Raw genomic sequence first — 23,323 nt, 5'->3', positions numbered from 1 at the left:
TCTAGTTCTGTCCTACATATCCGATGATCGGCCCCAGCCGCCGCCCGAAATCGGCGCGGCCCAGGCTTGGGGCGTATAGCCGCGAAATCGAGCCGTCGAAATACAGCGCATCCCGCGCCCCCAGCCCGTCGCGGAACAGCCGGCCGAATTCGTGGAACGTCACCGCCCGGTCCGAGATGGCGAACCATGCCGTCTGCCCGTCCGGAGAGACGCCGACGCCGTTCCTGATATAGCGGCTGTCGCTGTCCACCAGGAAACGCGGATGCAGCGCGCCGTCGATCACCAGCATCGGCCCCGATTGCGTGGCGATCCGGCATTCCGGCGCGGCCCTGGCAAAGGCCCGGCTTTCGATCACCTGATAGGGCCGGGCGCCGCCGGTGCAGAACACGCCGTTCGGCAGCATGCCGAAATTGCCGCCGCCGCCGGCCGTCACCAGCTCGTGCTGGCTGACGCCGTCGCTGACGTAAAGCCCGACCGGGGTGAAATCCGGGTGATACATGCCGGCATTCATGGCAAAGCCCAGGACCTCGCCCTCGGCCAGCATGCGGCGCACGGCGGTGAAATCGCCCAAGACCCGGCCGTCCGGGCCGTTCAGCCACAGCCGCAGCCCCGGCTCCTGCCCGGCATCCAGCGTGCAGATCACATAGCCCTGCCCGTCGAAGTCGCGCTTTTCGCAGATCCCGGCCATGGCGGGCAGGGTCATGGCGACCAATGCGCCGATGGCCAGCCCCAGCCGGCGCCTAAGGTCAATCTTCATCGTCTTCCGGATGCGATTCGACGTCGCGGCGCACCCGGTCCTCGGACAAGAGGCGGCGGGTGTCGTCCATGCGGTCGAAGGTCTCGTCGAGGACAAAGCGCAGTTGCGGCGCGTATTTCAGCGTCATCGCCTTGGCGACCAGGTGGCGCAGCTCGCCCGCGTTGCGGCGCAACGCGGCCAGCGCCTCTTCTGCACCCTGCCCGCCCAAGGGCAGCACATAGGCGGTCGCGACCTTGAGGTCGGGCGAGGTCCGCACCTCTCCGACCGTGATCGAATGCCGGTTCAGGTCGGGATCGTGGACATCCCCCCGCAGGAGGACGTCGGAAAGCGTGCGGCGGATCAACTCGCCCACGCGAAGCTGGCGCTGCGAGGGGCCGGTGCCGGAATGAAAGCGGTTCTGTGCCATGCGCGCAGATGTAGGGGGTCGCGGCCCGCGCCGCAACGGGATAGACATGCCGGAAACGGGGGATCGAGCATGGAAAAACCGGGAATCGTCATCACGGGCGCGTCGGGCCGCATGGGGCAGATGCTGGTGCGCACCGTTCTGGGGTCGGATCAGGCCCGCCTTGTCGGCGCCATCGAGCGCGAGGGCAACCCCTGGGTCGGCCGCGACCTGGGCGAGGCGATGGGCGGCGCGGCGCTGGGAATCACCGTCACCGACGATCCGGTCGAGGCCATCGCCAAGGCGCAGGCAGTGATCGACTTTACCGCCCCGGCGGCGACGGTGGCCTTCGCGGAACTGACCGCGCAGGCCCGCGCCGTGCATGTGATCGGCACCACCGGCTTCGAGCCCGCCCATCTGGACAAGCTGAAGGCCGCCGCCCGCCACGCGCCGATCATCCGCGCCGGCAACATGAGCCTGGGCGTCAACCTGCTGGTCGGGCTGACCCGCAAGGTCGCCGCCGCCCTGGGCGAGGACTGGGACATCGAGGTGGTCGAGGCGCATCACAACCGCAAGGTCGATGCGCCCTCGGGCACCGCCCTGATGCTGGGCGAGGCCGCCGCCGCGGGGCGCGGCCACAGCCTGGACGAGTTGCGCACCCCGGCGCGCGAGGGCATCACCGGCGCCCGCGCCCCCGGCTCGATCGGGTTCAGCGCCATCCGCGGCGGCGATATCGTGGGCGAGCATGACGTGATCTTTGCCACGGCGGGCGAGCGGGTGGTGCTGCGCCATGTCGCCACCGACCGGGCGATCTTCGCCCGCGGCGCTCTGCGGGCGGCGCTGTGGGGCCAGGACAAGGGGCCGGGCGAATATGACATGGCGGATGTGCTTGGTCTTTGAGCCTCCAGCGTCTAGATTCACGCCATGACCCTGCTTGCGACGCTTGACGATGCCGATGCCGACCTGACCGCCTGCCTGGCGCGGGTGATGGCGGCCGTGCTGAAGCCTGGCGACGTGGTGGCGCTTCAGGGGCCGGTCGGCGCCGGCAAGACCCATTTCGCCCGCGCCTTCATCCGCGCCCGCCAGGGCGAGGCGGCCGAAGAGGTGCCCAGCCCCACCTATACCCTGGTCCAGACCTATGCCGACCCCCTGGGGACCGAGATCTGGCACGCCGACCTATACCGTCTGACCCATCCCGAGGAACTGGCCGAGCTTGGCCTCGACGAGGCCATGCGCGAGGCGATCGTGCTGGTCGAATGGCCCGAGCATGGCAATCCGCTGGAGGGGGCGCTGACCGTGGGGCTGGAGCCGCTGGCCGATGCGCCCGAGCTGCGCCGCATCACCCTGGCAGGGTCCGAGCCGCATTGGGGCCTGATGACCCGCCTGCCCGCCATCGCCCGGCTGATCCACCGCGCCGGCTGGGCCGGGGCGCGGCTGGTCCCGCTGGCCGGCGACGCCTCGTCGCGGCGCTATTTCCGGCTGGTCGAGGATGACGGGCGCAGCGCGGTGCTGATGGATGCCTCGCCCGGCGTGACCGCGCCCTATGTCGCCATGACGCAATGGCTGCGGGCGCTGGACCTGCACGCGCCCGAGATCCTGGCCACCGACCAGGCCCAGGGCCTGCTGCTGATCGAGGATCTGGGCGACGACCTGGTGGCCCGCGTGCTGGAACAGCAGCCCGAACTGGCGCCGCGCATCTATGACCGCATGACCGACCTCTTGGTGCGGCTGCACGGCCACGAGCCGCCGGATTTTGTCTTGCGCCTCGACGGGCCGGAACTGGCGCATCAGGTCGGGCTTTTCGCCGAATACTATCCCGCTGCCGCCGGTGCGCCCGGCAAGGGCGCCGAGGTCGCCGCGGTGATCGAGCGGCTGCATGCCGAACTGGCCGCCGACATGCCCCCGGTTCTGGGCCTGCGCGATTTCCATGCCGAGAATGTCGTCTGGCGGGACGAGGCGCCGCTGGGCCTTCTGGATTTCCAGGACGCGGTGGCGGTGCATCCGGCCTATGACCTGGTCGCGGCGTTGCAGGACGCGCGCCGCGACGTCGCGCCCGAGATCGAAGAGGCGCAGATCGCCCGCTACATCGCCGCGACCGGGGTGGACGAGGCGCGGTTTCGCGCCGCCTACGCGCTCTTGGGCGCGCAGCGCAACCTGCGCATCATGGGCATCTTTACCCGGCTGGCGCAGCGCGAGGGCAAGCGGCGCTATCTGGCGATGATGCCGCGCGTCTGGGCGGCGATCCGGCGCGACCTGGCGCATCCGGCGCTGGCGCCGCTGGCCAAGGCGCTGGAAGGCGTCCCCGCTCCCACGCCCGAGGTGATCGAGGGCATCGCCGGATGAGCCTGCCGCTGATGATCTTTGCCGCGGGCAAGGGCACCCGCATGGCGCCGCTGACCGATACGCTGCCGAAACCGCTGATCGCGGTCGGAGGCCGGACGCTGCTGGACCGGGCGCTGGCCCTGGGCCGGCAGGCGGGCGCCGGGCCGGTGGTGCTGAACATCCACCATCTGGGCGGCCAGATCCGCGATCACCTCGCCGGGCAGGGCATTGCCATTTCCGATGAAACCGACCTGCTGCTGGAAACCGGCGGCGGCCTGCGCAAGGCGCTGCCGCTGCTTGGCCCCGGCCCTGTGATCACGATGAACCCGGATGTGGTCTGGACCGGCCCGAACCCGGTCCGCGCCCTGCTGGAAGGCTGGCGCGACGATATGGACGCGCTGCTGATGCTGGTGCCGCTGGAGCGGACCCATGGCCGGCAGGGCGGCGGCGATTTCAGCCTCGGCCCGGCGGGCCGGCTGATCCGCAAGGGCGACCTGGTCTATGGCGGCGTGCAGATCATCCGCCCCGAGCGTCTGGCCGAGATCCCCGAACAGGTGTTCTCGCTCAACCGGCTCTGGGATCTGATGATCGCCGGGGGCCGTGCCTATGGTCTGATCCATCCCGGCGCATGGTGCGATGTCGGCCGCCCCGACTGCATCCCGCTGGCCGAGGCGCTGCTCGATGCCTGACTGGCAGAGCGGTGTCTTCGCCCTGCCCTGCGGCGCCGACTTTCCCGGCGCCTTCGCCGACGGGCTGATCCGGCGCATGGCCCACCGCCCGCCGCAGGACATGGCGCGGGTCACGGTCTATGCCAATTCCGGCCAGTCGCTGATGGCGCTGCGCCAGGCCTTTGTCCGGCGCGGGCCGCTGCTTTTGCCGCAATTGCGGCTGATCGCCGACCTGGGCGGCGGCGCGGCCACGGCGCCGCTGGCGCGCCGGCTGGAGCTGGGCCGGCTGATCGACGCCGCGCTGCGCGCCGATCCCGACCTGGCGCAGGGGCAATCGGTGCCGGAACTCGCAGCCTCGCTGGCGGCGCTGATGGCCGAGATGCAGCTGGAGGGGCTGGACGCGCAGGCGCTGGACCGCATCGACGCCAGCGAACATGCCCAGCATTGGGGCCGTGCGCTGGCCTTCCTGAAGATCGCCGCCGGCTATTACCTGTCCGACCCGCCGCAGGACCGCGAATCGCGCCAGCGCGCCGCGGCCGAGGCGTTGGCCGCGGCCTGGGCACGGGGCGAGGATCTGCCGCAAGGCCCGGTGGTCGTCGCCGGCTCGACCGGCTCGCATGGCGCGACGCGGGACTTCATGCGCGCCGTCGCCCGGCTGCCGATGGGCGCGGTGGTGCTGCCCGGCTTCGATGCCGACCTGCCGCAAGCCGTCTGGGACGGGCTCGACGCGCTGTCCGAAGATCACCCGCAGGCGCGCTATGCGCCGCTGCTGGCCGAGTTCGGCGCGCCGGCGGAATGGCTGCCCGGAACGGCGCCCGACCCGGCGCGCAACCGGCTGATCTCGCTGGCGCTGCGTCCGGCACCCGTCACCGACCAATGGATCGAGGAAGGCCCGCGCCTTGGCCCGCTGGTCCCCGCGACCGAACGCCTGACCCTGATCGAGGCCGAGCAGCCGGGGCAGGAGGCCGAGGCCGTGGCGCTGGTCATCCGCGAGGCGCTGGAGCGCGGCCAGCCGGTGACGCTGATCGCCGCCGACCGGATGCTGACCCGCCGCGTGCAATCGGCGCTGGACCGCTGGGGCATCATCCCCGACGATTCCGCCGGCCAGCCCTTGCCGCTGACCGCGCCCGGCCTGTTTTTGCGCCATGTCGCCGACCTTTTCGGGGCCGAGATGATGCTGGACGCGCTCTTGGTGCTGCTCAAGCATCCGGTCACCGCCACCGGCCTTGGCCCCGATTACCGGCGCGAACACAACCGCCATAGCCGCGACCTGGAGCTGCACCTGCGCCGCAACGGACCGGCCTTTCCCGACGGCGCGGCGCTGCGGGAATGGGCGGATCGTGGCGACGCCTCCAGCAAGCCCTGGGCGCTGTGGCTGGCCGGGCTGCTCGACCGCATCGTGCCGCTGGCGCAGGACCGCGCGCCGCGGCCCTTGGCGGATCGGCTGCGCGAGTTGCGCGCCCTGGCCGAGGATCTGGCCGCCGGTCCGGGCGGCGATGCCGATGCCTCGGAGCTTTGGGCCAAGAGCTCGGGCGGGCTGGCGCGGTTGGTGCTGGACCACTTGGCCACCCATGCGCATCTGGGCCACGACCTGCGGCCGGGCGAGTTCTGCGACCTGCTTTACGACGAATTGCAGGGCCAGGCCGTGCGTCAGGACGTGGCTGCGCATCCGCTGGTCCGCTTCCGCGGCCCGCGCGAGGCGCGCACCGAGGCGGTGGGCGAGGATGCCGGGCTGGTGATCCTGTCGGGCCTGAACGAGGGCGGCTGGCCGCAGGCGCTGCCGCCCGATCCGTGGCTGTCGCGGCCGATGCGGCTGGCCGCCGGGCTGACCCTGCCCGAGCGCCGGGTGGGCCTGGCCGCGCATGACTTCCAGCAGGCCGTGGCGGCGGCGCAGGTGGTGCTGACCCGCGCCCGCCGCGATGCCGAGGCCGAGACCATCCCCTCGCGCTGGCTGAACCGGCTGGTGAACCTGCTGGGCGGATTGCCCGATCAGCAGGGGCCGCAGGCGCTGGCGGCGATGCGGGATCGCGGCCGGCGCTGGCTGGACCTGGCCGAATTGCAGGCCCGGCCGCGCATGCGGCTGGCGCCGGCGCCGCGGCCCTCGCCCCTCCCGCCGCCGCCCGCCCTGCGCGAGTTGTCGGTGACCGAGGTCAGGACGCTGATCCGCGACCCCTATGCCGTCTATGCCCGCCGGGTGCTGGGCCTGCGGGCGCTGGACCCCTTGCGCCCCGAACCCGACGCGGCCGAGCGCGGCAATGTCCTGCATCACATCATGGACCGCTTCCTGCGCGGCCTGCCCGATCTGGCCGAGACGCCGCCGGTCATGAAGGCGCGGCTGCTGGCGATTACCGACGCGGTGCTGGAAGCCGAGGTGCCCTGGCCTTCGGCCCGGCTGTTCTGGCGGGCGCGGATCGCCGGCATCGCCGACCGGCTGATGGCGGACGAGGCCGAAAGGCTGGCGCACGGCCGGCCCGTCCTGGTCGAGGAATATGGCGAGCAGGCCGTCCCCGGCCTGGATTTCCGCCTGATCGCCCGGCCCGACCGGCTGGACCTGCTGCATGATGGCCGGGTGCATGTCTATGACTACAAGTCCGGCAAGCCGCCGACCGACAAGCAGATCGCGCATTTCGACAAGCAATTGCCGCTGGAGGCCGCGATGGTCCGGCACGGCGCCTTCAAGGCGCTGGGACCGGCCGAGGTCGAGGGCATCAGCTATATCCAGCTGGGCGGCGAGGGGAAAACCGAAAGCCGCGAGTTCAGCCCCGGCTTCGCCGAGGAAAGCTGGGCCGGCTTCGTCACCCTGATCCGCCGCTATCTGGACGGCGAGCGCGGCTTTACCGCCCGGCTGGCCATGGAACGCAGCGACCATGCCAGCGATTACGACCACCTGTCGCGGCATGGCGAATGGGACACGACCGAGGTCGCGGCCCCGCAGAGGTTCGGCGATGATGGATGAGGCGACGCTGGCGCAGGTGCGGGCGGCGGACCCGCATCGCTCGACCTGGCTGACGGCCAATGCCGGTTCGGGCAAGACGCGGGTGCTGACCGACCGGGTGGCGCGGCTGCTCTTGGCCGGGACCGCGCCCGAGCGCATCCTGTGCCTGACCTATACCAAGGCCGCGGCGACCGAGATGCAGAACCGCCTGCTGGCGCGGCTGGGCCAATGGGCCATGCTGCCCGAGGCGGAACTGCGCGCCGAACTGGCGCGGCTGGGCGAGGCGGGCGCCCCCGACCTGCCCGCCGCGCGCCGGCTGTTTGCCCGCGCCATCGAGACGCCGGGCGGCCTCAAGGTCCAGACCATCCACAGCTTCTGCGCCGGCGTCCTGCGCCGCTTCCCGATCGAGGCCGGGGTGCCGCATGGCTTCACCGAGCTCGACGACCGCAGCGCGGCGCTGATCCGGGCCGAGATCATCGAGGACATGGCCCGCGAGCGCGCGCCCGAGCTGGAGGATCTGCTGGCGCTGCATTCCGGCGAAAGACTCGACGCTTTCCTCGCCGGTCTGCGCGGGTTCGAGGCCCCCGCCGACCGGGATGCGCTCTGGACCGCCTGCGGGCTGGCGCCGGGCGAGGACATGCAGGCGCTGCTGGCGGAATGCTTTGCCGACGGGGCCACGGTCATTGCCGCGCTGATCCCGCATCTGCTGAAAAGCGGCGCGAACGACCAGAAGGCGGCGGCGAAGCTGGCGCCCGGCAACTGGGCGCAGCCGGGCATGGCGGAACTGGCGATCCTGGAATCCGTGCTGCTGACCGGGGCAGGCGCCAAGGCGCCGTTCACCGCGAAATACGACAGCTTCCCGACCAGGGCGCTGCGCAGCGGCCCCTGCGCGGAACTGATCGATGACCTGGCGATCCTGATGGAGCGGGTCGAATCCGCCCGCCCGCGCCGCATCGCGCTGGCCCATGCCGAGCGCACGCTGGCGCTGCATCGTTTCGGCCATGCCTTCCTGACCCGCTACCGGGCGCAGAAGGCCGCGCATGGCCATCTGGATTTCGACGACCTGATCGACCGCACCGCGCGGCTCTTGTCGGAAAGCAGCATGGCGCAATGGGTGCTGTTCCGGCTGGACGGCGGCATCGACCATATCCTGGTCGATGAGGCGCAGGACACCAGCCCGGCGCAATGGCAGGTGATCGAGCGGCTGACCGACGAGTTCACCTCGGGGCAAGGGGCGCGCGACCAGACGCGCAGCCTGTTCGTGGTGGGCGACCCGAAACAGTCGATCTATTCCTTCCAGGGTGCCGATATCGCGGTGTTCGAGGCCCGCCGCACCGGCTTTGCCCAGGCCTTCGAGGCGGTGCAGAATCCCATGCAGGTGCTGGAGCTGCGGCATTCCTTCCGCAGCTCGACCGCGATCCTGTCGCTGGTCGATCAGGTCTTTGCCGGCGATGCGGCGCGCGGCCTGGGCGATCCGCCGCAGCACCGCGCCTTTCGCACCGCGATGCCGGGCCGGGTGGACCTGTGGCCGGCGATCCCGAAGCCCGAAAAGCCCGAGCCGGGCGACTGGACCGATCCGGTGGACCAGCCGGCCGAAAATTCGGAAACCGTGCAACTGGCCCGCGCCGTCGCCGACGCCATCGGCAAGATGCTGGGCCAGCCGATCCATGACCCCAAGACCGGCGCGGTGCGCCGCATCCGCGCCGGCGACGTGCTGATCCTGGTGCAGCGCCGCTCGGACCTGTTCGCCGAGATCATCGCGGCGCTGAAATCGGCGAACCTGCCCGTCGCCGGCGCCGACCGGCTGAAGCTGGCCGGAGAGATGGCGGTGCAGGATATCCGCGCCCTCTTGTCGGTGCTGGCCACGCCCGAGGACGACCTGTCGCTGGCCGCCTGCCTGCGCTCGCCGCTGTTCGGCCTGACCGAGGAGGAGCTTTACCGCCTCGCCGCCGGGCGCAAACGCGGCGAATACCTGTGGCGGCGGCTGCGTGAATCGCCGCATCGCCAGGCGGTCGAGCTGCTGGCCGACCTGATGGGCCAGACCGGCTTCATGCGCCCCTATGACCTGATCCAGCGCCTGCTGATCCGCCACGGCGGGCGCGAGCGGCTGATCGCCCGGCTGGGCCCCGAGGCGCAGGACGGCATCGACGAACTCTTGTCGCAGGCGCTGGCCTATGAAAGCTCGGAGACGCCCTCGCTGACCGGCTTCCTGGTCTGGCTGACCGGCGACGATGTCGAGGTGCGCCGCCAGCCCGGCTCGGCCGGCGATGGCGAGGGGCTGATCCGGGTGATGACCGTGCACGGCTCGAAGGGCCTGGAAAGTCCCATCGTGATCATGCCCGACGCGGCCAAGCGCAAACCCCCGCGCGAGGCGCCCGTGCTGCCCGGCCCGGACGGGCTGTCCCTGTGGCGCGGCCGCAAGGGCGAACGGCCTGATCCGGTCGAGGAACTGGCCGCGCTCCAGACCGAGCGGCAGCTGCAGGAACGCAAGCGGCTGCTCTATGTCGGGCTGACCCGCGCCGAAAGCTGGCTGATCGTCGCCGCGGCGGGCGAGACCGGCGCGGCCGAGGACAGCTGGCACGCCATGGTCGAGGCCGGCATGGGCCGTGCCGACCTGGCCGAGACACGCCTGCCCGCGCCCTGGGGCGGCGAGATCCGGCGGCTGTCCTTTGGCGACTGGCCCGAGGACGCGCCGCGGCCGGTGCTGTCGCAAAGGCCCGCGCTGGCCGAGCCGGACTGGCTGCGCGCCCCGCCGCCGCCCGCCCCCGCAAAGGTCCGGCCCGTTGCCGCGACGGCGCTGGGCGGGGCCAAGGTGATCGGTGCGCCCGGCGAGGGCGATGCGGCGGCGGCGATGCTGTTCGGCACCCGCCTGCATCTGCTGCTGGAGCATCTGCCGGGCCGCGATCCGGCCGGTTGGCCCGCCCTGGCCCGCGACGTTCTGGCCGATGCCGAGGGCGGCCTGCCCGGCCCCGAGGATCTGGCGGCGCTGCTGGCCGAGGCGCGCGCGGTGATCGAGGCGCCGGACCTGGCGCAGGTCTTCGCGCTGTCCGACGCGGCCGAGCTGCTGTCCGAGGTGGCGCTGGCCGCGCCGCTGCCGGGCATCGGCACCCTGACCGGCGCGGTGGACCGGCTGGTGGTGGAACCGGGCCGCATCCTGGCGGTGGACTACAAGTCGAACCGCGAAGTGCCGGATGCGCCCGAGGCGGTGCCGCTGGGCATCCTGCGCCAGATGGCCGCCTATCGCACGGCGCTGCGGCTGATCTGGCCGGGGCGGCGGGTCGAGGTCGCGGTGCTCTGGACCGCCTCGCGCAGCCTGATGGCGCTGCCCGACGCCTTGCTGGATCGGGTGATGGCGGGCCTTGACCACAACCGCCCCGGTGCCTAGCTGTTGACGGATACGCCCTGCCGGCCCGGCCGGCACATTGCAGGAGAGCCCGATGGCCAATACCCAAGCCGTTTCCGACGCCGAGTTCGACAGCGAAGTCCGCCAGTCCCCGACCCCGGTCGTGGTCGACTTCTGGGCCGAATGGTGCGGTCCCTGCCGCCAGATCGGCCCCTCGCTGGAGGAACTCGCCGCCGAATACGAGGGCCGCGTCAAGATCGTGAAGGTCAATGTGGACGAGAACCCGGAAAGCCCCGCCGCGCTTGGCGTCCGCGGCATCCCGGCGCTGTTCCTGTTCAAGGACGGCCAGGTCGTGTCGAACAAGATCGGCGCCGCCCCCAAGGCCGCGCTGAAGGCCTGGATCGACGAATCCATCTGATCCCTAAGTGCCGGGGGCGGCGCCGATCGGCCAGCCGCCCCGGCGCATCGCCGCCAGGATCCGCGCCTCGGCATCGGGCAGCGTGGCGTTGATGGCGTTCTGCTGAAGAAACCAGAACAGGTAGCGGTCGAAATCCGGCGCATGGCTTTCGGCGCGCGCCAGGGCTTGTGCTGCGCCCAGCTCGGCGACGTTCAGGCCGATATGGTGAAAGTCGATCTGCCCGAACAGCACCGCCGGCTTGCCCAGCAGGTAGCCGTCGAAGGCCACCGCGCTGTTCTGCGTGGCGACGAAGGCGCAGTCGCGCAGCAGCTGCGCGGTGTCGCCGCCGATCCGCAGGTTCGGGTGGCGCGCCGCCAGTTCGGCCAGCGCCGCGCGGTCGGCCTCGTCATAGCTTTCCCTGGGATGCAGCGTGGCGACAGTGGGCCGGCCGGTGGCGGCGATGGCCTTCAGCATCTCGACCGGGCTCATGGTCTGGAACGAGCGGCAGCGGCGGATATGGCCTTGCAGCGGCACCAGGATCGTGTCGCCGCGCCGGGGCGGCGGACCGGGCAGGACGCGGGCGCGCAGCCGCTCGGCAAAGGCGCGGGCCGGTTCGGGATCGACCGCCGCGGGGTCGTAGCGTCTCTGTGCCACGGCAAAGCGCCAGCGCTGCGGCACCGGCTCGATCTGCCAGAACGGATAGTGATAGGCGCGGCGAAAGGTCAGGGCGCGCGCATGCGTCGGCGCCTCCATGTGAAACAGCGCATAGCCGTCCCGCAGGGGCGCGGCCATGCGGGCCAAGGTGCCGGTCTGGTGCCATTCGACGCGCCAGCCCCTGGCCTCGACCGCCCGGCGCAGCACGGTCAGGAAATTGAAGCTGCCCGCGCGCGCGGTTTCCAGCATCGAGCCTTCCAGGTAGACGCGCAGGACGGGGGCATGGGTCATGGCCGGCACGCTAGCGGCTGGGACGGCGCGGCGGAAGGGGCGGGTTGCGAAAGCCGCACCCGGCCCATATCTGACGCGACAGGCGAGAGATCGGAGAGAGGCATGTCCGAAGACAAATTTCCCGGCTGGCACGGCACCACCATCCTGGCGGTTCGGCGCGGCGGCCGCGTGGTCGTCGCCGGGGACGGCCAGGTCAGCGTCGGCCAGACGGTGATGAAGGGCACGGCGCGCAAGGTGCGCCGGCTGAGCCCCGGCGGGCATGACGTGGTGGTGGGCTTTGCCGGCTCGACCGCCGATGCCTTCACCCTGCTGGAACGACTGGAGAAGAAGCTGGAGGCGGCGCCCGGCCAGTTGGCGCGGGCCTGCGTCGATCTGGCCAAGGACTGGCGCATGGACAAGTATCTGCGCAACCTGGAGGCCATGCTGATCGTGACCGACGGGCGCGAGATCTTCGTCGTCACCGGCGCCGGCGACGTGCTGGAGCCCGAGCATGACGTGGCCGCCATCGGCTCGGGCGGCAATTTCGCCCTGGCCGCCGCGCGCGGGCTGATGGAGAGCGACCTGGACGCCGAGGCGGTGGCGCGCAAGGCCATGGCGATCGCGGCGGATATCTGCGTCTACACCAACGGCAATCTGACCGTCGAGATTCTGGGGTAAAGGGGGCTCTGCCCCCCGCCCTTGCAGGGCGTCCCCCGGGAGTATTTGGAAAACGGAGAAAGCCGGGATGGCGTGCGTTCCGTCGCGGTTTGCGGTCCTTGCCGGCGGCTTGGTTGAAACACCGGCGAGCCGGCTTTAAGTGATGCCGGAATGAGACAGGAGCCCCGAATGTCCGACCTGACCCCGCGCGAAATCGTGTCCGAACTGGATCGCTTCATCATCGGGCAAAGGGATGCCAAGCGCGCCGTGGCCGTGGCCTTGCGCAACCGCTGGCGGCGCCGGCAGCTGGGCGACGACCTGCGCGACGAGGTCTATCCCAAGAACATCCTGATGATCGGCCCCACCGGCGTCGGCAAGACCGAGATCAGCCGGCGCCTGGCCAGGCTGGCCCGCGCGCCCTTCCTGAAGGTCGAGGCCACCAAGTTCACCGAGGTCGGCTATGTCGGCCGCGACGTCGAGCAGATCATCCGCGACCTGGCCGATGCCGCCGTCATCGAGACCCGCGAGCGCATGCGCGAGGAGGTCAAGGCGCGGGCGCATAAATCGGCCGAGGACCGCGTGGTCGCCGCCCTGGCCGGCGAGGGCGCGCGCGAGCAGACCCGCGAGATGTTCCGCGACAAGCTCAAGCGCGGCGAGCTGGACGACACGGTGATCGAGCTGGAGGTGCAGGACAATTCCAACCCCTTCGGCATGATGGAGATCCCCGGCCAGCCGGGGGCCATGGGCGGCATGATGGACCTGTCGGGGCTGATGAAGGCCTTTGGCGGCCGCCGGGTGCGGCGCAAGGTGACGGTGGCGGAAAGCTATGAGCTGCTGATCGCCGAGGAGGCCGACAAGCTTCTGGACGACGAGGCCGTCAAGGCTGCCGCGCTGGAGGCGGTGCAGGAAAACGGCATCGTCTTCATCGACGAGATCGACAAGGTGGCCGCGCGGACCGACGCCCGCGGCGGCGATGTCTCGCGCGAGGGGGTGCAGCGCGACCTCTTGCCGCTGATCGAGGGCACCACGGTTTCCACGAAATACGGGCCGGTCAGGACCGATCATATCCTGTTCATCGCCTCGGGCGCGTTCCACATCGCCAAGCCATCGGACCTCTTGCCGGAATTGCAGGGCCGGCTGCCGATCCGGGTCGAACTGCGCGCGCTGACCGAAGAGGACTTCGTCCGCATCCTGACCGAGACAGACAACGCCCTGACCCGGCAATATACCGCGCTGATGGCGACCGAGGGGGTGATGGTCCAGTTCACCGAGGACGGCATCCGGGCCTTGGCGCGCATCGCGGCCGAGGTGAACGGCTCGGTCGAGAATATCGGCGCGCGGCGGCTTTACACGGTGATGGAACGGGTGTTCGAGGAGCTGTCCTTCAGCGCGCCGGACCGTTCTGGCGAGACGGTGGTGGTGGACGGGGCCTTTGTCGAGAAGCACCTGGGCGACCTGGCGCGCTCGACCGACCTGTCGCGCTATGTGCTGTAGGGAACCCCGCCGCCTTCCCGCCGTTGTGGAATGACGCAACGGCGGGGGACGCGCATGAACTATCTTTTCGGCATCATCATCTTCGTGCTGGATGTCTGGGCCATCGCCTCGATCATCAACACCAACGAGACCATGACCACCAAGCTGATCTGGATCGCGCTGGTGGCGATCCTGCCGATCCTGGGCTTCATCATCTGGTGGTTCGCGGGGCCCAAGGCGAATTACGGCTGAGGGCTTTTCCCGCGCCTGCCGCGGTGGCATTGTCGCCCGCAAGACGAAGGGGCGGGGGACATGCCGGGGCGGATCCTTGTTTCGCTGTTGCTGCTGCTGGCGGCCTGCGCGCCGCGGGGCGAGATCACCATCGCCCGCGAGGCGGCGCGGCTTGGCCATGTCGAGCGCATCTATATCGCCACCAACCGCACCCCCGCGGGCAGCCGGCAGGAGGGGGTGAGCTTCGGCCGCGTCGATGTCTCGGTCCCGCCCGAGCGGCGGCCCGGCACCATCACCTATCCCCGCCAGGGCGCGGCACCCGATCCGCAGCGGGATTTCCTGGTCTCGGACTATGCCCGCTTCGCCCGGCCCGAGGATTTCCAGGCCGAGCTGCGCCGCGCCATTGCCGCCCGCCCGCCGGGCGACCGTGACGTGGTGCTGTTCGTGCATGGCTATAACAACACCTTCGCCGAGGGCTTGTATCGCTTTGCCCAGATCGAGCGCGACCTGCGCCTGCCCGGCGTGCCGCTGCATTTCTCGTGGCCGTCGCGCGGGCAGCCGCTGGCCTATGCCGCGGATCGCGACAGCGTGCTCTATTCCCGCGACGGGCTGGCGCGCAGCATCGAGATCGCCGCGCAGGCGGGGGGCGGCAGGGCGATCCTGGTCGCGCATTCCATGGGCGCGCTGCTGCTGATGGAAAGCCTGCGCCAGATGGCCATCGCCGGCGAGCGCCGCACCCTGGACCGGATCGGCGCGGTGGTGCTGCTGTCGCCCGACATCGACGTGGGCGTGTTTCGCACCCAGGTCCGGGCCATCGGCAGGCTGCCGCAGCCCTTCGTCATCTTCACATCGGGGCGGGACCGGGCGCTGAACCTGTCGGCGCTGATCTCGGCCGAGCCGGTGCGGCTGGGCAGCCTGACCGATGCCGGGCCGGTGGCGGACCTGCCGGTGATGCTGGTCGATGTCGGCGCCTTCTCGACCGGGGACGGGCATTTCAACGTGGCGACCTCGCCGGCGCTCTTGCGCATCCTGTCGCAGGCGCAGGAGCTGAACAGCGTGTTTTCCTCGGATGTGGGCGGCGGGGTCGGGCCGCTAACCCGCGCGGCCCTGCATGCCGAGCGGGCGGCGCAGATCGTGATCTCGCCGGCCTTCTAGCGGCGCAGGTAGACGTAATAGGCGCCCTCGCCGCCATGGCGGCGATGTGCGGGGCGGACCTGCAGCACCACGGCGTTCAGGGGCGGCATGTGCAGCCAATGCGGCACGTTGTGGCGCAGCGCGCCGGACCGCACCGGCAGCGGCGCGTCGGGCCCGCCCTCGCGTCCCTTGCCGGTGATGACCAGCACCAGCCGCCGCCCCTCGGCCTTGGCTTGCAGGATGAAGCGGGTCAGCACCGGCTGGGCCACGGCCAGGGTCATGCCGTGCAGGTCGATGCGCGCCTCGGGCGCCAGCTTGCCGCGCGTCATCTGGCGATGCGTCTTGTGGTCCATGCGCAGGGGCTGGGCATGCAGCGCCTCGCGCGGGGGCGGAGACAGGTCCAGGCGGGTCGAGCCCGAGCCGGGCTGCCCGCCGATGCGCAGCCCGGCCAAGGGCAGGGGCGCGGCCTGCGGCATGGCGGGCGGCTTTTTCAGCGGCTGGGGCGCAGGCGCGGGCTCGGCCTGCTTGCGGGCCGGGTGCATCGGCACCGCGGTCGCGGCGACGCGGGACCACAGGGCCTTGTCCTCGGCCGAGAGTCCCCGCCGCCGTGCCATGGTTCAGGCCGTGGCGACCAGCTGCCAGTTCGGGTCGTCCTGACCCATGCGGCGGGCGAAGGTCCAGGTGTCGCGCTGCTTGCGGGCGGCCTTGGGATCGCCCTCGACCACGTTGCCGTCAGCGTCGCGGGTGGCGATGATCATCTCGCCGACGAAGCGCACCGAAAGTTCGGCCATGCCGGTCGCCGGGGTGAACTCGGCGCCGGCCAGCGCGGTCTCGCGCGTGCCCAGGAACTGCGCCTCGGTGGTCAGGTTGCGGGCCTTGCGATCCTCGATCACCGATTCGAAGGCCTCGGCCACCGGCGGCGCCAGGAAGCCGCGCACCTCGGACAGGTCGCCGCGCTCGAAGGCCATCAGGATCATCTCATAGGCGGATTTCGCGCCGGACAGGAACGGGCCCACGGCGAAATCCGGCTCGACCCGCTTCATCTCGGCCAGGGCCTTGGCGGCGGGGCTGCCCGGTTCGGCATGGTCGGCGATGTCGCTGTCGCCCGCCTCGGCGGTGCCGTCGATCACGTCGAAGCGGCGGCGCTGCACCGGCTCCTCGGGGAGGCGCGGCGATTCGAAGCCGTCGCGGGTGCCAAGAACCCCGCGCAGGCGCAGGATCAGGAACACGGCGATCGCAGCGAGGACGAGCAGTTGCAGCAGGGGGTTGGACATCAACGGACCTAACGAGCTTTGTAACGGCGCTTTCGCATGCTTATGTAGGGTGGGGACCGGCCCAAGTCCAGTTTGGGTGCCGGAAATAGAAGTGCCGGAGGAAAAAGGCGTTATGTGGCTGTTGTTGCCCTTCGTGATCCTGCCGATCGTCGAGATCGCGCTGTTCATCCAGGTGGGGGGCGCGATCGGCGTTTTGCCCACCATCGCGCTGGTCCTGGCCTCGGCCGTGGCCGGCGTTGCGGTGATGCGCCACCAGGGTGCGCGGGCGGCGCTGGACGTGCAGCGCGCCATGCAGGATTTTCGCGATCCCGGCCGGCCGATGGCGCATGGCGCGCTGGTGATGATCGCCGGGCTGCTGATGGTGGTGCCGGGCCTGTTCACCAGCACGCTGGGGCTGTTGCTGCTGATCCCGGCGGTGCGCGGCCTGATCCTGCGGCAGATGGCCTCGCGCATGCGGGTGACGGGTACCGGCTTCAGCTATCGCCAAAGCTATGGCGCCGAGGGCGATTTCGGCGCCGATCCGGCGGGCTTTCGCCGCGGTCCGGGCTGGCGCCAAGGCGAGGACGGGGTGATCGACGGCGAATATTCGGTGCAGGACGACCCGCCCGGCCCGGTGCGCGAAGGGCTGACGGACCAGGGCGACACGACGCCTCCTCGGCGCGGCAATTCCGGCTGGACCCGGCATTGAGCGCCGGGCGGCGGGGTGCTAGAACCCCCTCAGATCCGAGGAGATTTCCATGAGCGACGAGAATAACAGCGACGCAGCCGCGCCCGAGGCCCAGAACGCCGCGCAGCCGGCCGTGCGGATGCAGATCCTGACGCAATATATCCGCGACCTGTCCTTTGAGAACGCGGTGGCGCAAAAGGGCCTGCCCTCGGGCGAGGTGCAGCCGGAAATCAGCGTGCAGGTCAGCCTGGATGCCCGCAAGCGCCCGACCGAGCACCAATACGAGGTGATCAGCAAGTTCCGCGTGCAATCCGCGAACGCCGCCGACAAGGCCCCCCTGTTCCTGTGCGAGCTGGATTACGGCGGCATCTTCCATGTCGAGGGCGTGCCCGAGGACCAGCTGCACCCCTTCCTGATGATCGAATGCCCGCGCATGATGTTCCCCTTCGTGCGGCGCATCGTGTCGGACATGACCCGCGACGGCGGCTTTCCGCCCTTCAACATGGACCCGGTGGATTTCGTGGCGCTGTACCGCCAGGAAATCGCGCGCCGGGCGCAGGCCCAGCGGCCGGCCGACCAGCCGCTGTCCTGAGCCGATCACTTCTGCGTGAGGCAGGCCGGTTTCGGCCCGCGGTCCCCCGGCCGCGGGCCTTTCGCTTGCCCGGCGCTGTCGCCCGTGCGGTGCTGGCGCGGCCGCCGGGATGGCGCTAGTTTCGCGCGGCACAAGACGGAGAGCGGCATGGCGAAAGGCGCGAAACGGGCCTGGCAGAGGATGCTGTCGGGGCGCAGGCTGGATCTTCTGGACCCGACGCCGATGGATGTCGAGATCGGCGACATCGCCCATGGGCTGGCCTTCGTCGCGCGCTGGAACGGCCAGACCCGCGGCGACTGGGCCTATAGCGTGGCCGAGCATTCACTGCTGGTCGAGGAGATCCACGCCCGCAGCAACCCCGATTGCGCGCCGCGCTGGCGGCTGGCGGCGCTGCTGCACGACGCGCCGGAATATGTCATTGGCGACATGATCTCGCCGGTGAAGGCGGCGCTTGGGCGGGAATACGGGGAAATGGATGCGCGGCTGGCGGCGGCGATCCACCGCCGCTTCGGCCTGCCCGCGCAATTGCCGGCGGCGGTCAAGCGCGCGATCAAGCGGGCCGACCGGATCTCGGCCTGGCTGGAGGCCGTGCAGATCGCCGGGTTTTCCAGGGCCGAGGCGGATCGCCTGTTTCCTGCGCCGCGGCCCGAATTGCTGCAGGGGCTGGAAATACGCCTGCGCCCGCCCCTGGAAACGCGCAATGCGTTTTTATCGCGCTTTTCCGAACTTATTGCGGAAATCGACCGCAAGCCGTGATCGCGATGGAAAAAGCCCCGCATCCGGGATACGGGGCTTTGGGTTCAGATTTCCATGGCGTCCAGTTTCTTGCCGGCATCCAGTGCCTCTTGCACCCAGCGCGGCTTGCGGCCGCGGCCGGTCCAGGTCTGCGAGGGATCGGCAGGATTGGCGTATTTCGGCGCCACCTTGCCGCGCGCCTGCTTGGCGACGGTCAGATCGGCAAGGTTGAAGCCATATTCGCGCGCCGCACTTTCGGCAGCCGCCAGCGCCTCGCGCTTGCGACGATCCTCGAAGGTGGAAATGGCGCGGTCGAGCTTGTTGCGCAGATCCCGAAGTTCCCGCAAGGACATTGCGTCCAGATCAATGCTCATATCGTTATCCCTGGTTTTGGCAGTATGTATTCTCACTATTTGCATTCCAATATGGATTGCAATCTTTTTTGAGAACCGGATTATTAACGCGGGCTGCGTTTGGCCAAAATCCGCTGGAGAGTCCGCCTGTGCATATGCAGGCGGCGCGCCGTTTCACTGACATTGCGGTCGCATTGCTCATAGACGCGCTGGATATGTTCCCAGCGTACCCGGTCGGCCGACATCGGCGTTTCGGGCGGAGGGGGCAAGGTCTCGCCCCGCGCCAGGAGCGCGTGGGTCACGTCGTCGGCATCCGCGGGTTTCGACAGGTAATCCGTCGCCCCCATCTTGACCGCAGCCACCGCCGTCGCGATGGCGCCATAGCCGGTCAGCACGACGATCCGGGCATCCGCGCGCGCCTCGCGCAGGGCATCCACCACATCAAGCCCGTTGCCATCCTCAAGCCGCAGATCGACCACCGCATAGGCCGGCGGGTGTTCGGCCACCGCCGTCCGCGCCTCGGCGACCGAGACGGCGCGGGCGACCGAGAAACCGCGTTTTTCCATCGCACGGGCCAAACGGTTCAGAAAGATCTCGTCGTCGTCGACCAGAAGCAGGCTGGGGTCGGGACCGATTTGGTAATCCTCTGCCATATTCACTTGCCCTTGAAAGTTCACTGTTGATTAGAGTGTTTTGTCCAGTCGGTCAAACCCCGTTGCCTGACGCTGCGTCAATGAAACAGGCGGTGCGTTCCGCCAGTTTCTGCGCGGAAAGCTCGCGGCCGAAGAGTTCGACAGTGCCGATACCGGGAATCACAAGATAGGTATTGGTCATGTGATCCACCAGATAGTTCTGCGGATCCTCCTGGTCATTCACCTTGTAATAGTTGCGCCAGGCTTTCGCGACCGCATCGATCTCGGCCGGGGTTCCGGTCAATCCGATCATGCGTTCATGCATGGTTTCGGCAAAATCGCCCAGAACCTCGGGGGTGTCGCGTTTGGGATCCACGGAAATGAAGACCGGCGTGACCATTATGCCCCGTTCCTCCAGCATCGCCACGGCCTCGGCATTGCGGGCGCTGTCCAGGGGGCAGACATCCGGGCAATAGGTATAGCCGAAATAAACCAGCGCCGGCTGCGCCAGCACCTGCCGGTCGCTGACCCGCCGCCCGTCCTGATCGGTCAACTCGAAAGGCGCGCCCAGGCTGTCCAGCCCGCCCTGGACGCCGCTCTGGCGGCAGGGGGCAAAGGGATCGGCCCCGCCGCGCGACAGCCACAGTCCGCCCGTCACCAGCATCAGGACTGCGGCCAGGCTGCCGAGGATCAGGATCGTTCCGTCTTTGCCCATCAGGCGCGTCTCCGTCCGCTTGGACGCATTGATCGCCCATCCGGCCATGGGTATCAATGCCAAAGCCCGTCCCCATCAGAAAGACCCCCGCGTGCCCTTCGGTCTTGTTTTCCGCCGCATCCACCCGCTGCCCGGCCAGCCCGCGCCCGAGCCGATCCGCCTGCGCACCCTGATCCTGCTGCGCTGGGTGGCGATCACCGGCCAGCTGGCCGCCGTGGGCGCGGCGCTGGCGATCGGGGCGGATTTCCCGCTGGCGGCGGTGCTGGCGGTGATCGGCCTGGCGGTGGCGCTGAACCTGGCGCTGACGACGCGGCCGGACCGGCGCATCTCGGCCCACGAGGCGGCCTGGCAGCTGGGCTTCGACCTGGGGCAGGTGGCGGCGCTGCTGGCGCTGACCGGCGGGCTTGCCAATCCCTTCGCGCTGCTTTTGCTGGCGCCGGTGACGGTCGCGGCCACCGCCCTGCCGCCGCGGCAGCTGCTGGCGCTGGGGGCCGCCACCTTCCTGATGGTCACGCTGTCGGCGATCTGTGCGCAGCCGCTGACCTTCGGCCCGGAGGGGCTGGTGGCGCTGCGCGAGCCGCTGCTGGTCGGGCATTGGTTCGCCATCGTGATCGGCGCGGTGTTCTTTGCCGGCTATGCCCGGCTGGTGGCGGCCCAGGTCAATGCCACCTCGGACGCGCTGTTCGCCGCCCGCCTTGCGCTTGAGCGCGAACAGAGGCTGCAACATCTGGGCGGGGTGGTCGCCGCCGCCGCGCATGAGCTGGGCACGCCGCTGGCCACGATCAAGCTGGTCGGCGCCGAGCTGGCCGACGAGCTGGCCGAGGCCCTGCCCGAACGCGAGGATCTGGCCGAGGATGTCGCCCTGCTGCGCCAATCCGCCGACCGCTGCCGCGACATCCTGAAATCCATGGGCAGCGCCGGGCGAGACGACCTGCTGATCCGCTCGGCCCCGCTGACCGAGGTGCTGGCCGAGGCCGCCGCCCCGCATCATGGCCGCGGCGCCGAGATCGTGGTCCAGCCCGCACCCGAGCCGCTGATCGTCCAGCGCGACGCCGCGGTGATCCACGGGCTGCGCAACCTGATCCAGAATGCCGTCGATTTCGCCGCCCGGCGCGTGACCATCGAAACCGGCGCGGACCGCCGCGACCTGTGGGTGCGGATCGCCGATGACGGGCCGGGCTTTCCGCCCGCGCTGCTGCCGCGCATCGGCAGCCCCTTCCTGACCACCCGCCCGCGGGCCGAGGATGGCCGCAGCTACGAAGGCATGGGGCTGGGCCTGTTCATCGCCAAGGCGCTGTTGGAACGCTCGGGCGCGCGGCTGCGCTTTGCCAATGGCGCCAAGGGCGGCGCCGAGATCCTGGTGACATGGCCGCGCGACATGATCGAGACCGGCAATCGCGCCGCCCTGGGGCCCAACCCCGAGATTCTGGCCTGATCCCCGGTTGCGTTAACCACTTCTTAAAACATCCCGTTATAGTTGTATCTGGCTGTATCGTTCGGGGATGCTTCGATGGTTGCGCAATTCCTTATCGCCTTTGCGGCGGCGGGGCTGGCGATCCTGCTGGCGCTGGCGGCGCTGCGCCTGGCGGACCGGCGTCTTGCCGCAGCGCCGGCGGCGCGCGGATTGGAGCGCGCGCTTGAACCCATCGCCTTCCTGTTCCGCAACGGGACGCTGGTCGATGCGACCGCGCCGGCGCGCACCCTGCTGGCCAGCCTGCCGGGCGACAGCGAATGGCAGCGGCTCAGCGCATGGCTGGGCATGCGCCTGCCGGAGTTCGGTGCGCTGCTGCCCGACCTGGGCGGAGCCGCGCGGGTCGAATTGCAAGAGCGCGGAGGCCACAGCCCGCTGCGGCTTCTGGCCGAGGATCTGGGCGAGGGGCTGCTGCGGCTGACGCTTGCCGACCCGGCGGCCGAGGATGCCGGCATCCTGGTCGATTCGCTGTCCCTGCATGCCATGGAGCAGGAGCTGGAAATCCTGCGCAGCGCCATGGACCATTCGCCGATGCTGGCCTGGCGGCAGGATGTGCAGGGCCAGGTCACCTGGGCCAATTCCGCCTATCTGAACCTGGCCGAGGCCAAGGCCCAGGGACAGACGGTCTGGCCCCTGCCGCGGATCATCGACCTCGCGGCCCGGCCGGCCCAGCCTGCCGCTCCCGGCGGGGCGCGGCGGATGCAGATCGAACATGACGGGCAGAGCCGCTGGTATGATTGCCACCTGCACGAGATCGGCGGGCAGACCGTCGCCATCGCCCTGCCCGCCGATGCGGCGGTGCGGGCCGAACGCTCGCTGCGCGAATTCGTCCAGACCCTGACCAAGACCTTTGCCGACCTGCCCATCGGGCTGGCGATCTTTGACCGCGAGCGCAACCTGCAGCTGTTCAACCCGGCGCTGATCGACCTGACCGGGCTTGCCACCGGCTTCCTGACCGCGCGGCCGACGCTTTACGCCTTCCTGGACCGGTTGCGCGAGGCGCGGATGGTGCCCGAGCCCAAGGACTATCGCAGCTGGCGCAACCAGATGAGCACGCTGGAGGCCGCGGCCTCCTCGGGGCACCATGTCGAGATGTGGTCGCTGCCCGGCGGGCAGACCTATCGCGTGACCGGCCGGCCGCATCCCGACGGCGCGGTGGCCTTCCTGTTCGAGGACATCACCTCGGAAATCTCGCTGACCCGCAAGTTCCGTGCCGACCTGTCGCTGGGCGCCGAGGTGCTGGACGCGCTTGAGGATGCGGTGGCGGTCTTTGCCGCCAATGGCGAGCTGCTGATCTCGAACCGCCGTTATGCCGAGCTTTGGGGCGCCGCCGCCCCCGGCACGCTGGAGGGCCATGTCCAGGTCTGGACCCAGGCCTGCGGTGCCAGCCCCGGCCTGGTCGCCCTGCGCGAGGCGCTGAACGCGGCGCTGCCGGAGGAACCGCTGCGCGGCGCCATGGCCGGGCCGGCGGGCGGGCTGTTGTCCTGGGGGCTGCGCGGACTGTCCGGCGCCCGCCTGCTGCTCAGCTTTGCCGCCCCGGTGCCCAGCCTGCCGGTCGGGCGCGAACTGCCCGGCGCGGCCGAGAAGCCCGAGCCGGCCGGAAATACGGCGATGCAGCGCGCCCTGACCGGCTGATCGGGTCTTGCCCCGCGGGCGCGGCT

Annotated in this window: 23 protein-coding genes; 15 read left to right on the top strand and 8 right to left on the bottom strand. The window is 70.2% G+C overall.

Features of this window, described 5'->3' with window-relative positions; genetic code table 11:
- Position 1 precedes the first annotated feature (1 nt).
- Together ACNKFW_RS00585 and rbfA are read right to left on the bottom strand one after the other, a co-directional pair.
- Positions 2-757, bottom strand: a complete 756-nt coding sequence (locus tag ACNKFW_RS00585) for a phosphodiester glycosidase family protein (protein ID WP_147427429.1) — start codon at positions 755-757, stop codon at positions 2-4.
- The gene (gene rbfA / locus ACNKFW_RS00580; RefSeq protein WP_024842789.1) at positions 747-1,163 is read right to left on the bottom strand and encodes a 30S ribosome-binding factor RbfA; all 417 of its coding nucleotides are present in this window, start codon (positions 1,161-1,163) and stop codon (positions 747-749) included. The genes ACNKFW_RS00585 and rbfA overlap by 11 nt, the downstream gene beginning before the upstream one ends.
- A gap of 69 nt (positions 1,164-1,232) precedes the next feature.
- Here rbfA and dapB point away from each other — a divergent pair, with 69 nt between their 5' ends.
- Genes dapB through trxA form a run of 6 tightly spaced genes read left to right on the top strand, consistent with a single transcriptional unit; the run spans position 1,233 to position 10,825 of the window.
- Positions 1,233-2,039, top strand: a complete 807-nt coding sequence (gene dapB, locus ACNKFW_RS00575; RefSeq protein ID WP_147427428.1) for a 4-hydroxy-tetrahydrodipicolinate reductase — start codon at positions 1,233-1,235, stop codon at positions 2,037-2,039.
- Positions 2,040-2,063: 24 nt separating this feature from the next.
- Entirely contained in the window at positions 2,064-3,482 is a 1,419-nt protein-coding gene (gene tsaE, locus ACNKFW_RS00570; protein WP_418024432.1) for a tRNA (adenosine(37)-N6)-threonylcarbamoyltransferase complex ATPase subunit type 1 TsaE, read from the top strand.
- Positions 3,479-4,150 carry a nucleotidyltransferase family protein gene (locus ACNKFW_RS00565; protein ID WP_147427426.1) on the top strand — a complete coding sequence of 224 codons (672 nt, stop codon included), beginning with the start codon at positions 3,479-3,481 and terminating at the stop codon, positions 4,148-4,150. Before tsaE ends, ACNKFW_RS00565 begins: the two co-directional genes overlap by 4 nt.
- Complete coding sequence (gene addB, locus ACNKFW_RS00560) at positions 4,143-7,085, top strand: double-strand break repair protein AddB (RefSeq protein ID WP_147427425.1); 2,943 nt, start codon at positions 4,143-4,145, stop codon at positions 7,083-7,085. Before ACNKFW_RS00565 ends, addB begins: the two co-directional genes overlap by 8 nt.
- Positions 7,075-10,449, top strand: a complete 3,375-nt coding sequence (gene addA, locus ACNKFW_RS00555) for a double-strand break repair helicase AddA (RefSeq protein ID WP_147427424.1) — start codon at positions 7,075-7,077, stop codon at positions 10,447-10,449. The genes addB and addA overlap by 11 nt, the downstream gene beginning before the upstream one ends.
- A gap of 52 nt (positions 10,450-10,501) precedes the next feature.
- A complete protein-coding gene (gene trxA, locus ACNKFW_RS00550; protein ID WP_011749068.1) occupies positions 10,502-10,825 on the top strand; it encodes a thioredoxin in 324 nt (107 codons plus the stop codon).
- Between the two features lie 3 nt (positions 10,826-10,828).
- On the opposite strand, the gene ACNKFW_RS00545 is transcribed toward trxA, so the two are convergent.
- Positions 10,829-11,749 carry a hypothetical protein gene (locus ACNKFW_RS00545; protein ID WP_147427423.1) on the bottom strand — a complete coding sequence of 307 codons (921 nt, stop codon included), beginning with the start codon at positions 11,747-11,749 and terminating at the stop codon, positions 10,829-10,831.
- A gap of 102 nt (positions 11,750-11,851) precedes the next feature.
- Between ACNKFW_RS00545 and hslV the strand changes: the two genes are divergently transcribed.
- The 4 genes from hslV to ACNKFW_RS00525 all read left to right on the top strand — a co-directional run bounded on the left by hslV (position 11,852) and on the right by ACNKFW_RS00525 (position 15,244).
- The gene (hslV, locus tag ACNKFW_RS00540) at positions 11,852-12,406 is read left to right on the top strand and encodes an ATP-dependent protease subunit HslV (RefSeq protein WP_024842782.1); all 555 of its coding nucleotides are present in this window, start codon (positions 11,852-11,854) and stop codon (positions 12,404-12,406) included.
- Positions 12,407-12,574: 168 nt separating this feature from the next.
- The gene (gene hslU / locus ACNKFW_RS00535; RefSeq protein WP_147427422.1) at positions 12,575-13,879 is read left to right on the top strand and encodes an ATP-dependent protease ATPase subunit HslU; all 1,305 of its coding nucleotides are present in this window, start codon (positions 12,575-12,577) and stop codon (positions 13,877-13,879) included.
- 54 nt (positions 13,880-13,933) lie between these two features.
- Complete coding sequence (locus tag ACNKFW_RS00530; RefSeq protein ID WP_074990552.1) at positions 13,934-14,110, top strand: PLD nuclease N-terminal domain-containing protein; 177 nt, start codon at positions 13,934-13,936, stop codon at positions 14,108-14,110.
- Between the two features lie 60 nt (positions 14,111-14,170).
- Entirely contained in the window at positions 14,171-15,244 is a 1,074-nt protein-coding gene (locus ACNKFW_RS00525) for an alpha/beta hydrolase (RefSeq protein WP_147427421.1), read from the top strand.
- Here the strand turns inward: ACNKFW_RS00525 and ACNKFW_RS00520 are convergent.
- Together ACNKFW_RS00520 and ACNKFW_RS00515 are read right to left on the bottom strand one after the other, a co-directional pair.
- Positions 15,241-15,837 (bottom strand): Smr/MutS family protein, encoded by a 597-nt coding sequence (locus ACNKFW_RS00520; protein ID WP_024842779.1) that lies wholly within the window; start codon positions 15,835-15,837, stop codon positions 15,241-15,243. The two genes, ACNKFW_RS00525 and ACNKFW_RS00520, sit on opposite strands and share 4 nt — an antisense overlap.
- 3 nt (positions 15,838-15,840) lie before the next feature.
- A complete protein-coding gene (locus tag ACNKFW_RS00515; protein ID WP_024842778.1) occupies positions 15,841-16,497 on the bottom strand; it encodes a Tim44/TimA family putative adaptor protein in 657 nt (218 codons plus the stop codon).
- Between the two features lie 112 nt (positions 16,498-16,609).
- Between ACNKFW_RS00515 and ACNKFW_RS00510 the strand changes: the two genes are divergently transcribed.
- The 3 genes from ACNKFW_RS00510 (at position 16,610) to ACNKFW_RS00500 (ending at position 18,512) form a co-directional block, all read left to right on the top strand.
- Positions 16,610-17,185: an FxsA family protein gene (locus tag ACNKFW_RS00510; RefSeq protein ID WP_024842777.1), complete on the top strand. Its 576-nt coding sequence runs from the start codon at positions 16,610-16,612 to the stop codon at positions 17,183-17,185.
- A gap of 49 nt (positions 17,186-17,234) precedes the next feature.
- Positions 17,235-17,756 carry a protein-export chaperone SecB gene (secB, locus tag ACNKFW_RS00505; protein WP_024842776.1) on the top strand — a complete coding sequence of 174 codons (522 nt, stop codon included), beginning with the start codon at positions 17,235-17,237 and terminating at the stop codon, positions 17,754-17,756.
- A 147-nt stretch (positions 17,757-17,903) separates the two neighbouring features.
- Complete coding sequence (locus ACNKFW_RS00500; protein ID WP_024842775.1) at positions 17,904-18,512, top strand: HD domain-containing protein; 609 nt, start codon at positions 17,904-17,906, stop codon at positions 18,510-18,512.
- A gap of 44 nt (positions 18,513-18,556) precedes the next feature.
- Here ACNKFW_RS00500 and ACNKFW_RS00495 read toward each other — a convergent pair whose 3' ends face one another.
- The 3 genes from ACNKFW_RS00495 to ACNKFW_RS00485 form a co-directional block, all read right to left on the bottom strand.
- The gene (locus ACNKFW_RS00495) at positions 18,557-18,865 is read right to left on the bottom strand and encodes an H-NS family nucleoid-associated regulatory protein (protein WP_024842774.1); all 309 of its coding nucleotides are present in this window, start codon (positions 18,863-18,865) and stop codon (positions 18,557-18,559) included.
- A gap of 83 nt (positions 18,866-18,948) precedes the next feature.
- Positions 18,949-19,497 carry an ActR/PrrA/RegA family redox response regulator transcription factor gene (locus ACNKFW_RS00490; protein ID WP_024842773.1) on the bottom strand — a complete coding sequence of 183 codons (549 nt, stop codon included), beginning with the start codon at positions 19,495-19,497 and terminating at the stop codon, positions 18,949-18,951.
- 52 nt (positions 19,498-19,549) lie between these two features.
- Complete coding sequence (locus ACNKFW_RS00485; protein WP_147427420.1) at positions 19,550-20,191, bottom strand: SCO family protein; 642 nt, start codon at positions 20,189-20,191, stop codon at positions 19,550-19,552.
- A gap of 91 nt (positions 20,192-20,282) precedes the next feature.
- On the opposite strand from ACNKFW_RS00485, the gene ACNKFW_RS00480 reads away from it, so the two are divergent.
- Together ACNKFW_RS00480 and ACNKFW_RS00475 are read left to right on the top strand one after the other, a co-directional pair.
- The gene (locus ACNKFW_RS00480; RefSeq protein ID WP_024842771.1) at positions 20,283-21,626 is read left to right on the top strand and encodes an ActS/PrrB/RegB family redox-sensitive histidine kinase; all 1,344 of its coding nucleotides are present in this window, start codon (positions 20,283-20,285) and stop codon (positions 21,624-21,626) included.
- A 75-nt stretch (positions 21,627-21,701) separates the two neighbouring features.
- Positions 21,702-23,297 carry a PAS-domain containing protein gene (locus tag ACNKFW_RS00475; RefSeq protein ID WP_024842770.1) on the top strand — a complete coding sequence of 532 codons (1,596 nt, stop codon included), beginning with the start codon at positions 21,702-21,704 and terminating at the stop codon, positions 23,295-23,297.
- Positions 23,298-23,323 lie beyond the last annotated feature (26 nt).

Source organism: Paracoccus sp. TD-10, assembly GCF_048270675.1.
GTDB classification, from domain to species: Bacteria; Pseudomonadota; Alphaproteobacteria; order Rhodobacterales; family Rhodobacteraceae; genus Paracoccus; species Paracoccus pantotrophus.
This window is presented reverse-complemented; position numbering and strand designations above follow the sequence as displayed.